We start from the raw sequence: 10,011 nt of genomic DNA on the forward strand, positions 1-10,011 counted from the left end.
GGCCAACGAGCGATTACCGCCATCAACTCCAACCCACACCTGCCGGCTGGCCGATCCGCTCCCACTGGTGCGTATGGGTTGAACCGGTGCGTGACAGCGGGGCAACGGGCATCTGGGAGCAGCGCTGGCACCAGGCCGTTATGGCTGCGCTGGCCACCTGGAAACGGCATCTACCGATCACGCTGGTGGAGCAACCAGAGCGCGCTCAGGTGCTGGTGGAACGCCGGCGGCCGCCGCGGCTGAACAACCGCGCCAGCCATGGCCGTGCCGTGCTGCAGCTGCTGGAGGTGCGGCGCCAGCAAACCTGGCAGCTCGAGCCGCGGGTGACCGTGCTGATCAGCCCGGGCCAGGCCCAGCCAGCGATCCAGGCCACGGCGTTGCATGAACTGGGCCATGCCTTCGGGCTCTGGGGCCACAGCGATCAACCCGGCGACGCGATGGCCGTCAAACCAGGCCCCACACCCATCCTCGAACTGAGTGAGCGCGACCAGCGCACCCTGCGCTGGCTGCAGCAGCAGGCCGGGCTGAGCCCATCCACCACACCATGAGCCCACCCAAACGCACGATCTCGGATCTGTTTCTCCGGCGGCCGGTGCTGAGCCTGGTGCTCACCGCCCTGCTGCTGCTGATGGGGGCCCTGAACCTGCTGCAGCTGCAGGTGGAGAACCTGCCGCCGATCGCACCGGGGCGCGTGAGCGTGAGCAGCACCTACCCCGGCGGCAGCCCGGAGGTGGTGGAGCAGGGGGTGACCGCGCTGCTGGAGCGGCAACTCAACGGCCTGGAGCGGCTCGACACCATCCGCTCCACCAGCACTTCGGGCAGCAGCAGCATCAACCTCAGCTTCCGCGGCGGGGCCCCTGAGCTCAATCAGGTGAACGCCCAAAACGAGGTGAGCCAGGTGCTGCGCCAGCTGCCGGCGCAGGTGGCGCGCTTGGGGGTGCAAGTGCGCCGCAGCTCCGACGACCTGCTGATGGTGCTCAGCTTCAGTGCTGAAAACGGCCGCTACAGCGATCTGTTCCTGAGCGGCTGGGTAAACCAGGTGGTGAAGGAGCGCCTGCAGCGCGTCGATGGTGTGGGCAACGTGACGCTCTTCGGCGGCAGTCCCCTGGCCTTCCGCCTCTGGCTCAACCCGGCGGCTTTGCTGGAGCGGCAGCTCACCATCAGCGATGTGCGCCAGGCACTGGAAGCACAGAACGTGCTGGCCGCCCTCGGCCAGGTGGGTGAGGAACCCGTTCCACCAGGCCAGGCCACCTCGCTGCCGCTGCAGATGGAAGGCCGGTTGCGCAGCCCTAAAGAACTCCAACAGCTGGTGGTGGGCCGCGGCCCCGAGGGCGGTGTGGTGCTGCTGCGCGATATCGGCCGCGTCAGCCTGGGCAGCGAGAGCTACGGCAACGTGGCCACCAACCTCAAGGGTGATCCCACCGTGGCCCTGGGGGTGTTCCAGCGCGATGGCAGCAACGCCCTGAAGGTGAGTGAAGCGGTGGAGCGGGCCTTGGCGGAGCTGGAACCCCGCTTCCCGCCAGGGGTGGATCTGCAGCTGATCGTGAATGAAGCCGACACCGTGCGCCAGAGCATTGGCGAAGCGGCGGGCAGCCTGCGCGATGCGGTGCTGCTGGTGTTCTTGGCTCTTTTGCTGGGGCTGGGCAACAGCCGCCTGGCCCTAATCAGCGCCCTGGCGGTGCCCGTGTCGCTGCTGGGTTCGATCACCCTGATCCATCTCAGTGGCACCTCGATCAACACCCTCAGCCTGTTCGGCATGGTGCTGGCCTCGGGCCTGGTGGTGGACGACGCCATCGTGGTGAGCGAAGACATCGGCCGCCGGCTGGAGCAGGGGGCCTCACCGCTGACGGCGGCCCGAGAGGCGATGGCGGAACTGGGCGGGGCCGTGGTGGCCACCTCACTAGTGCTGCTGGTGGTGTTCATCCCGGTCTTGGGCATGCAGGGCAGCGTGGGCCGGCTCTACGCCCCGATTGCCATCACCATCGGCGCCACGATTGTGGTGTCCACCTTCAATGCGATCAGCTTCACACCGGTGGCAGCAAGTCGCATCCTGCATGCGGAGCAGCGCGAACCGGCCTGGCTGTTGCGCTGGATTGATCCTCCGCGCCGCTGGCTGGAATCTCTGGAGGAGCCCTATGGCCGCTGGCTCGATCGGAGCCTGCAGCACCGGGGCCGCCTGCTGACCGCCCTGGCCCTTGGCCTGCTACTCACCGGCGTGGGCCTCAGCCTGCGGCCCAGCGCCTTTATCCCCCAGGAGGACAACGGCCAACTGCGCGGGGTGGTGGTTCTGCCCGAGGGCTCCGCGCTGCAGCGCACCCAGGTGGTGATGGAGCAGGTGCGCAGCACCCTGGCGGCGGAGCCGGCGCTGCGCAGCGCCAACTTCTATGCCGGCCGCTCCTTCGGCGACAGCAGCGCCAACAAAGGCATTTTCTTCGTGCGGCTGCAGCCGATCGGCGAGCGCGGCGATGGCCAACCCTCCACCGCCGCCGTGGCCCAACGGCTCAACCGTCAGCTGATGCAGCGCGTGCAGGGTGCGCTGGTGATGCTGAGCGAAGCCCCCACCGTGCGTGGCTTCAGCAGCGAAGGGGGGCTGGAGCTGGAGCTGCTCGACACCAGCAATGGCCAGCTCAGCATTCAGCAGTTCGCCCAGCAAGCCCAACGCTTCATTCAGGCGGCCAATGTCAGCGGACGCTTCACCCGGGTCTCCACCCGTTTCAATGCCGACTCGCCGGTGTTGCGGCTCGAACCGGATCGCCTGCAGCTGGCCTCGTTGGGCGTGGATCTCGATGAGCTGGTGGCAACCCTTCAGGCCAGCTTCGGCAGCACCTATGTGAACGACAGCTTTGAAGGCGATCAGGTGCGGCGGGTGATCGTGCAGCTGGAGGGTCAGGGGCGCCGCGACGTGAACGATGTGCTCGCCCTGCAGGTGCGCAACCGCAACGGCCAGCTCATCCCTATCGGCCAGGTGGTGCAGGTGGTGCCCTCCACCGGGCCGAGCGTGATCAACCACAGCCGCCTGGTGCGCTCGATCACGATTCAGGCCCTGCCTGCTCCAGGCGTGAGCACCGGCCAGGCCATGGCCACGCTCGAGCAGATCCAGCGCCAGCAAGGCAGCAGCAATGTGGAGCTGGAGTGGGCAGGATTGGCCCGCGAGGAGCGTCAGGCCGGCGGCGGCAGCATCCGGGCCTTTGCCCTGGCGGTGCTGGTGATGGGCTTGTTGTTGGGCGCCCTCTACGACAACCTGCTCGACCCGCTGATCATCCTGATCACAGTGCCGCTGGCGCTGTTGGGCGCGGTTGTGGGCCTGATCCTGCGCGGCCTACCGCTGGATGTGTACGGCCAGATGGGGCTGCTGGTGCTGGTGGCCCTCGCCGCGAAGAACGGCATCCTGATCGTGGAATTTGCGAACCAACGGCTGCGGGAAGGGCTGGCACTGGATGCCGCCATTCGCGAGGCGTCGACCAGCCGTCTGCGGCCGATCCTGCTCACCGCCATCTCCTCCCTGGCGGGCTTCCTGCCGCTGCTGCTGGCCAGTGGTGCCAGCGCCAGCAGCCGCATCAGCATCGGCACCGTGGTGTTCTCCGGACTGCTGGTCGCCACGGTGTTGAGCCTTTTTGTGGTTCCCGGGGTCTACCGCCTGATCAAGGGGTGGGAGCTGGCAAGGCCCAAGCGCCGCCTGCATGGAGGGCAGCATGGCTGAACCCTTGAGCCTCGAGATGCCGAGCGGCCTAAAGCTCGCCATGCCTGCAATCGTGCTGGCCAGCCTGGTGGCGGGTTGCAACCAGCCAGGAGCCAGGCCTCCGATGACGGTGCAAGCGGATCGCCCGCGCCAGGAAGCCTTCGTGCGCAGTCTCGACACGGTGAGCACCCTCGAGGCCACCAAGGAGATCGAGCTGGCCTCCCAGGCCGGCGGGCGGGTCCAGCAGGTGCTCGTTCAAGGCGGCGACAGCGTGAGTGCCGGGCAGATGCTGGTGGTACTGGATCAGACCCAGCTCAGAGCTGATGTAGCCGCCCTGCGGGCCACCGCCGAAACCGATGCCATCGCTTATCAGCGCTACGCAGGGCTGGTGAGCCAGGGGGCCGCCACCGCGCTGCAACGCGATGAGGTGCGTGCCAAGGCAATCGGCTCCCAGCAGGCCCTGCGGGCCAAGCAAGCCGATCTGGCCTACAAGGACGTTCGCGCTCCCATCAGCGGGGTGATGGGCGATGTGACGATCAAGCCCGGCGATGTGGTGCAGGCCGGCACCCCCTTCAGCCGCATCATCCGCAACGACCAGTTGCAGGCCCGCATCGACATTCCGGCCAACCAGGCCAATGCCGTAGCCAAGGGCCAGCGGGTGCAGCTGCTCGATGGCATCAACCCCCGGCCCCTGGCGGAAGGGCGGATCAACCTGATCGATCCGGGCGTGAACAACGCCAGCCAGACCCTGCTCGCCAAGGCGACCATCGCCAACCCCCGAGGACTGCTGCGCAATGGCCAACGCCTGCGCACCCGCGTGATCCTCGGGGCCGAACGCCAATGGGCCGTGCCCTTTGCGGCGGTGACCCGCAGCTTCGGTCAGAACTTCGTGTTCGTGGTGGGCACCCTTCAGGATCTGGAACGGGATCCAGGCAAGGCCGATCTCGTTGACTTACGCCGCCTGCCGAAAGGAACCCTGCTAGCCCTCCAGAAACCGGTGACGCTCGGCCCGCTGCAAGGAGACCTTTACCCGGTTCTCTCCGGCCTCAACGCCAACGACCGTGTGATCCTCAGCGGCAGCATGGGCCTGCGCCATGGCAGCCCTGTGCGGCTTAAACCCTGAGGCGGCTGCTCACTCGCGCCTCGGGGCACCGCGCCGCTGGGCCAGCACCAGCTGCACCTCGCGCCAGCTCACACCGTGGTGAGCCAGGGCCACCTGCAGGTGAAAGACGATGTCGGCCGCTTCGCCGGCAATCTCAGCGGCGTTGTTGTCCTTGCATGCCATCACGAATTCGGCGCTCTCCTCGCCGATCTTTTTGAGGATGCGGTTGTCACCTCCCTCCAGCAGCTTGTTGGTGTAACTGCCGAGCTCGGGATGGTCGCGGCGGCCCTCGATCACCCGCATCAGCTCCGTGCAGACATCCGCCGGTGGCGGGACAGCGGCGGCACCACCAGCGCTGGGGATTGGGCCGTCGTCGTAGAAGCAACTACGGGCGCCGGTGTGGCAGGCCACATCACCGCTCTGCTCAATCGTGAGCAGGAGCACGTCGGCATCGCAGTCGTAGCGCAGGCCCCTCAGGCACTGGGTGTGGCCGCTGGTGGCGCCCTTATGCCAGAGCTCCTGGCGTGAGCGACTCCAGTAGTGCACCTCACCGGTGGCAAGGGTGCGCTCGATCGCCTCGCGGTTCATCCAGGCCACCATCAGCACGGCGCCATCGAGCCAGTCCTGCGCCACCGCGGGGATCAGCCCGGCTTCGTTAAACCGAAGCGAGCCGATCAAGGCGGGATCCGGGAGCTGAAATGATGCCTGCAAGGGCTGCCGATCCATCTCCACTGATCCTCCCGCAACACCGACCAACTCCGAATCAGGCCCGGGAATGAGCGCCGCCTTCACCTGCACGAAGACCTTCAGCGGCTATCCCTGCTGCCATCGCCAGTGGCGCCACCCAGGCCACTGCCGCTTCGTGCACGGCTACAGCCGCAGCTTCACCCTCTGGTTCCGGGCCAGGGAGCTGGATGTGCATGGGTTCGTGGTGGATTTCTCCAGCCTGGGGGCCCTGCAGCAGCGCCTGGCCGACCAGTTCGATCACACCTTTTTGGTGAATGCCGACGACCCTCTGCTGGAGCAGTGGCAGGCCCTGCATGAGCAAGGCGCGCTCGACCTGCGGGTGATGGACAACGTGGGGATGGAAGCCAGCGCCGAGCTGGTGTGGGGCTGGGCCAACCAACTGTTGAAAGAGCGGGAGGGTGGCCGCAGCTGCTGCTGGAAGGTGGAAGCGCGCGAAAACGAGAAAAACGCCGCCTGCTACGAAGCAGTGCCGGAGTGGTTCAAGGGGCTGGGTTAATCGTGCGGATCTCGCGCACATCAAAACCAGAATCGCGAATCGCTTTACGGATCTGCTGATCATCAACAACCGCTCCTGGTTTCACACTGATCGTGACCCGGTGCTGCTTGAGATCCACCGACACTGCCTGAGTGAGAGACAGGCGCCGTAGGTTCCGCTCAATGCCCTGCGCGCAGAACGAGCACACCATCCCATTCACGGTGACTTCGACGCGGGCACCCTCCGCTGCCGACCAGGCCGGTGCCATGAACGAGGCCGACGTGACAAAGACCAGCGAAATCAAGGCACGACGCAGATGAGCAGCGAGCATGACTGTGATTCGGGCGACGCCTTCCCTGCATAGCATCGCTTTGCGTCATCCTTCGCCTCCCTTCCGCTCACCGGTGCTGTCAGCCCCACGTCGTCTTGCTGCTTTAGCCCTGGTGCTCTGCTCCAGCACGCTGGTGTGCTGCGCCCTGCCGGCGTTTCTCGTGCTGATTGGTGCCGGTTCAGTGCTGGCAACTGCGTTGAGCTGGTGGCCAGGATTAGCCGTTCTCTCCGAACAGAAAACAGTTGTCTTTGGCCTGGCGGCGGCGGCCTTGCTGGTCGCCGGTGTGGGGCTGTGGCGAAGCGCTCGCCTGCCATGCCCGCTGGATCTGCAAGCAGCACAACGCTGCCGCCAACGGCGTCGCCAGGCCCAGGCCCTATACGCCCTCTCATGCAGCCTGTTCGCGCTCGGTAGCTTCGCCGCGTTTGTACTCCCGCTGCTGGCTTGGCGATGAAAGCCTCCGCAGCAGCTGCTGCCCTCGCCTGCCAACTGGCCGTTCCTCTGATCGCGGCCGACTCCAGCCAAGCGTTGCCGATGAGCTTCGAAGGCAGCACCACCATTGGGGTGGAGCTTGATCACATCTGGTCAAGCGCCTGGTTCAGCCATGCCGTGCAACGCCAACTGGGTGTAGGGATCTCAGCCCAGCTGATTCCAGGGTCCGGTGACCATGGAGAGAGCCAGCACACCCATGGAAGCAGCCATCAAAACCATGGCACTAGCGAGCTCAACTCCACGGAAAGCTTCCTGCTGCTTGACAGCACCCATCTACTGAAGCGCTGGAATATGAATCGCGCCCAAAGCAATCTGTGGCTGTTTGCAGGCGTTGGCACTTACCAGAGCTGGAACAATTCGCGCGTCAACGCAACGCGAATTGCGGCACGCCCCGGCCTGCAGTTCGACATTGAAAACACACGACTCCGCTTTGAAGCCAAAGGGCAACTCTTTCTGGCTCAGGGTGTCGAACGCCCAATGCTCAGTGCCACCACCGGCGTCGGGCTGACGCCACCGCGCTATCAGGGAGTGCAACCCTGGCTGGAACTGCAGGTTCGCGCAATGCCTGGCGTGATTGACGAGGTGGAGATCATGCCCAAACTGAGGCTGCTCCACCGCAAGGTTGTGATCGATGCGGGATACAGCAGCCTGGGATCTCTGACAGGAAGCGTGACAACCACCTTCTGAATACGGTCAAGCCATATCAGAACGGCTTGACACCGCCACAATTCTTCCACGACCCGAGAAGACCGGAGAGCTCCGCGCACATCAACTCCAGCTCGCTCATTCTGGCGTTGATCGATTCGATACGGTCTTGGATGCTGGTTTTCAAGACCGAGCCCTTGCAAAAACCGGAGCGGCGACCATCCAGAATTCTCTTTAGTTCTGGCAACGGTACGTCCATCGCACGCAACGAAAGAATCAGGGCAAACTCATTAACGACCGCTGAATGAAACAAACGGTAGACACCCTGGGTTCTCGACACAGCACTGATCAGACCTTCATCGCAATAGAAGCGAACCGCTTTCACTGACAGACCCGAATCCCCCTCTGCCACTTGGCCAATGCGCAATGCCGGACCGTCCACGAGCAGCGCTCCACATTCACCCGTGCTTATGAACACTAGCCAACCCGACCGAAGCCTGAGCCTGTAACACCAAGTCTCCAGTACTCACGCCAAACTAGAGACCAAGGGCTAGTCTGAACATTGATTCATATCGCCACATTCGTGCCAGAAGCAAGTCTCCAGCGCCTTGCCACCACCCTGGCTGGCGTCCTGAGCGTCGTCGCCTGCTCTGCGCTTGGTGCCAACGCCCAAGCCAATAGCGGCACCGTGCCGGAAATGTATGCCACAAAGGCAGAAGCCGAGGCCGCCGCGAAGAAGCACTTCAACTGCACTGGTGCCCATCAGATGGGCCATCAATGGATGCCCTGTGCCACCCACGGGCAATCCAACGGACAGCCTCAACACAACCACTGAGTTTGAGCATGAGCAGTTGCGGTGAACCGCCCAAACTGATCGCCGTCGGCATTGCTCCGCTGGGCATCGTTTCGATTGGCGTCGTGCCGATGGGCGTGGTGAGCATCGGCGTGGTGCCCATGGGTGTGTTCAGCCTTGGTGTCGTGGGCATGGGCGTGGTCAATGCCTGCGTCGTCGGCATGGGTGTCGTGGTTGCTGGGCTGAGCTCCATGGGGATCTGGTCGTTCAGTCCTGGGCATGGAGATCACCACAACAGCAGCGGCGCCGCTCAGGAGCAGTTGATGGCTTACCCCAGCAAACAGGTGGCCTTGGAGAAAGCACGCGAACTCGGCTGCGAAGGCGTGCACGCCATGGGCGATCTCTGGATGCCCTGCCCAGAACATCCACCCCAGCCGTCCTCACCCCAACACTGATGCCATGAACGCCCTGCCGAGATTCAGCCTGGCTCTCGTCGCCATCCTCGTGACAACAACGTCTTCCGCACTGGCCTGTGAAAAACATCAGAGCCCACAACAATCAACCACGCAGCAAGGATCAACAAACTCCCTGAACTCCCCTCAGCAAAACCAGCGCTGACACTGAGGACCAACGCCTTTCTTCACTGGAGAAAACTGGCTGACGCGCAAGGAGGCACTCAAACCACAGCACAAACCTTAATCTCTACGGCAAGTCTCCAGAGACGTACGTAGACTGGAGACTCAACCTGCTTGCCGTCATGCGCAACCTCACGTCCGCGCCAATCCTCGCCTCCTCTCGCCACTCAGACGAGGAGGTCAAAGGCGCACGTCTTGAACAGCCCAACCCCACAGGCACGCGATTTAATGACATCTTGATCGGAGTCGAAGCCCCAGATGTCGTCGTCGGATTGGGCGGCAGCGATGTCCTGAAAGGCATGGGCGGCAACGACACTCTGATTGGCGTCAATGCCGTCGGGAAAAACCCCGGCCGCAATGAAACGGATGTGCTTTATGGCGGCACGGGCGCCGATACCTTTGCGCTGGGCGATTTCAATGGCGGCGTGTACTACCTGGACAAGGGTAACAAAGGTGGAGGCAAGAAAAGCTATGCAGGAATTCAAGACTTTGAAGACGGCGACAAAATCACCCTGCGCTGCTACGAAATGGGTGAATATGAGCTCGACAAAAACTACCGCATTGGAAACACAATTGCCACAGCCATTTACTACAATAAAGATGGCCAAGCCGGGATCAGCAAAGGTGACGACTTAATCGCCATTGTTCAAGGCACTGGCGCAGCCTCTCTTGACCTGATGAACAGCAATCAATTCAACTGGATCGTATGACGAACTGAGCGGGTGCGCTTCGGCGTGCCCCTGCTTGTTCCTCTCAGCATCCGAACCGTGAGCAACATTGAGATGCCCTGCTCAGCTCATCCACGCCAGCTATCCTCCTCATGCCAGCACTGATTCCATGACGTCCCTGCACAGCTTCAGCCTGGCACTGGTTGTAGCACTTCTTGCCTCAACGTCTTCCGCACTGGCCTGTGGCGGCGGCGGTTCAGGCAGCTACCGAAAGCCGGCACGCTCTGGCCAAGAGCAGCACAGCACTTCGACACCCGCTTCCCAACAAGGATCGGTAGCTCCCCAGAGCGCCCCTCAGTAGGGGCGCCTGAGAGCTGCCGATCGCATGGTTCACCGGCGAGCTTCCGATCAGAACCGGAAGCTCGTTTTCACCAGGCCACCGAATTG

At 63.7% G+C, this 10,011-nt stretch carries 13 protein-coding genes; 10 read left to right on the plus strand and 3 right to left on the minus strand.

The annotated features are described in order from the left end of the window. The first annotated feature begins 86 nt into the window (after positions 1-86). From H9532_RS00680 to H9532_RS00690, 3 genes are read left to right on the plus strand one after another with little or no spacing between them, the layout of a single operon-like run. Positions 87-548 (plus strand): peptidase, encoded by a 462-nt coding sequence (locus H9532_RS00680; RefSeq protein ID WP_296364762.1) that lies wholly within the window; start codon positions 87-89, stop codon positions 546-548. Next, positions 545-3,700 carry an efflux RND transporter permease subunit gene (locus tag H9532_RS00685; RefSeq protein ID WP_296364764.1) on the plus strand — a complete coding sequence of 1,052 codons (3,156 nt, stop codon included), beginning with the start codon at positions 545-547 and terminating at the stop codon, positions 3,698-3,700. Before H9532_RS00680 ends, H9532_RS00685 begins: the two co-directional genes overlap by 4 nt. Further along, the gene (locus H9532_RS00690; RefSeq protein ID WP_296364766.1) at positions 3,693-4,802 is read left to right on the plus strand and encodes an efflux RND transporter periplasmic adaptor subunit; all 1,110 of its coding nucleotides are present in this window, start codon (positions 3,693-3,695) and stop codon (positions 4,800-4,802) included. Before H9532_RS00685 ends, H9532_RS00690 begins: the two co-directional genes overlap by 8 nt. 9 nt (positions 4,803-4,811) lie before the next feature. Here the strand turns inward: H9532_RS00690 and hisIE are convergent, their stop codons facing one another. Beyond that, positions 4,812-5,507, minus strand: a complete 696-nt coding sequence (gene hisIE, locus H9532_RS00695; RefSeq protein ID WP_296364768.1) for a bifunctional phosphoribosyl-AMP cyclohydrolase/phosphoribosyl-ATP diphosphatase HisIE — start codon at positions 5,505-5,507, stop codon at positions 4,812-4,814. A 49-nt stretch (positions 5,508-5,556) separates the two neighbouring features. On the opposite strand from hisIE, the gene H9532_RS00700 reads away from it, so the two are divergent. Then, a complete protein-coding gene (locus H9532_RS00700) occupies positions 5,557-6,024 on the plus strand; it encodes a 6-carboxytetrahydropterin synthase (RefSeq protein ID WP_296364770.1) in 468 nt (155 codons plus the stop codon). Here H9532_RS00700 and H9532_RS00705 read toward each other — a convergent pair. Beyond that, entirely contained in the window at positions 6,008-6,334 is a 327-nt protein-coding gene (locus H9532_RS00705) for a heavy metal-associated domain-containing protein (protein WP_296364772.1), read from the minus strand. The two genes, H9532_RS00700 and H9532_RS00705, sit on opposite strands and share 17 nt — an antisense overlap. A 73-nt stretch (positions 6,335-6,407) precedes the next feature. Here H9532_RS00705 and H9532_RS00710 point away from each other — a divergent pair, with 73 nt between their 5' ends. Together H9532_RS00710 and H9532_RS00715 are read left to right on the plus strand one after the other, a co-directional pair. Further along, entirely contained in the window at positions 6,408-6,785 is a 378-nt protein-coding gene (locus H9532_RS00710; RefSeq protein WP_296364774.1) for a hypothetical protein, read from the plus strand. Next, on the plus strand, positions 6,782-7,510 hold the full coding sequence (locus tag H9532_RS00715; RefSeq protein ID WP_296364776.1) for a hypothetical protein: 729 nt from the start codon (positions 6,782-6,784) through the stop codon (positions 7,508-7,510). The genes H9532_RS00710 and H9532_RS00715 overlap by 4 nt, the downstream gene beginning before the upstream one ends. A gap of 16 nt (positions 7,511-7,526) precedes the next feature. Here the strand turns inward: H9532_RS00715 and H9532_RS00720 are convergent, their stop codons facing one another. Then, positions 7,527-7,946 carry a MerR family transcriptional regulator gene (locus H9532_RS00720; protein ID WP_296364778.1) on the minus strand — a complete coding sequence of 140 codons (420 nt, stop codon included), beginning with the start codon at positions 7,944-7,946 and terminating at the stop codon, positions 7,527-7,529. Positions 7,947-8,030: 84 nt separating this feature from the next. Here H9532_RS00720 and H9532_RS00725 point away from each other — a divergent pair, with 84 nt between their 5' ends. The 4 genes from H9532_RS00725 (at position 8,031) to H9532_RS00740 (ending at position 9,606) form a co-directional block, all read left to right on the plus strand. Continuing rightward, positions 8,031-8,303, plus strand: a complete 273-nt coding sequence (locus tag H9532_RS00725; protein WP_296364780.1) for a hypothetical protein — start codon at positions 8,031-8,033, stop codon at positions 8,301-8,303. Positions 8,304-8,311: 8 nt separating this feature from the next. Then, positions 8,312-8,716: a hypothetical protein gene (locus tag H9532_RS00730; RefSeq protein ID WP_296364782.1), complete on the plus strand. Its 405-nt coding sequence runs from the start codon at positions 8,312-8,314 to the stop codon at positions 8,714-8,716. A 4-nt stretch (positions 8,717-8,720) separates the two neighbouring features. Further along, positions 8,721-8,879, plus strand: a complete 159-nt coding sequence (locus H9532_RS00735) for a hypothetical protein (protein WP_296364784.1) — start codon at positions 8,721-8,723, stop codon at positions 8,877-8,879. Positions 8,880-9,018: 139 nt separating this feature from the next. Further along, positions 9,019-9,606, plus strand: a complete 588-nt coding sequence (locus tag H9532_RS00740) for a hypothetical protein (RefSeq protein ID WP_296364785.1) — start codon at positions 9,019-9,021, stop codon at positions 9,604-9,606. Positions 9,607-10,011 lie beyond the last annotated feature (405 nt).

Source organism: Vulcanococcus sp. Clear-D1 (assembly GCF_014654725.1).
GTDB lineage: Bacteria > Cyanobacteriota > Cyanobacteriia > PCC-6307 > Cyanobiaceae > Vulcanococcus.

Bases quoted from the DNA above. Each gene is read 5' to 3' on its own strand.
- H9532_RS00740 (WP_296364785.1), top strand. From the start codon at position 9,019: ATGCGCAACCTCACGTCCGCGCCAATCCTCGCCTCCTCTCGCCACTCA.
- hisIE (WP_296364768.1), bottom strand. From the start codon at position 5,507: ATGGATCGGCAGCCCTTGCAGGCATCATTTCAGCTCCCGGATCCCGCC.
- H9532_RS00685 (WP_296364764.1), top strand. From the start codon at position 545: ATGAGCCCACCCAAACGCACGATCTCGGATCTGTTTCTCCGGCGGCCG.
- H9532_RS00705 (WP_296364772.1), bottom strand. From the start codon at position 6,334: ATGCTCGCTGCTCATCTGCGTCGTGCCTTGATTTCGCTGGTCTTTGTC.
- H9532_RS00690 (WP_296364766.1), top strand. From the start codon at position 3,693: ATGGCTGAACCCTTGAGCCTCGAGATGCCGAGCGGCCTAAAGCTCGCC.
- H9532_RS00700 (WP_296364770.1), top strand. From the start codon at position 5,557: ATGAGCGCCGCCTTCACCTGCACGAAGACCTTCAGCGGCTATCCCTGC.
- H9532_RS00735 (WP_296364784.1), top strand. From the start codon at position 8,721: ATGAACGCCCTGCCGAGATTCAGCCTGGCTCTCGTCGCCATCCTCGTG.
- H9532_RS00715 (WP_296364776.1), top strand. From the start codon at position 6,782: ATGAAAGCCTCCGCAGCAGCTGCTGCCCTCGCCTGCCAACTGGCCGTT.
- H9532_RS00730 (WP_296364782.1), top strand. From the start codon at position 8,312: ATGAGCAGTTGCGGTGAACCGCCCAAACTGATCGCCGTCGGCATTGCT.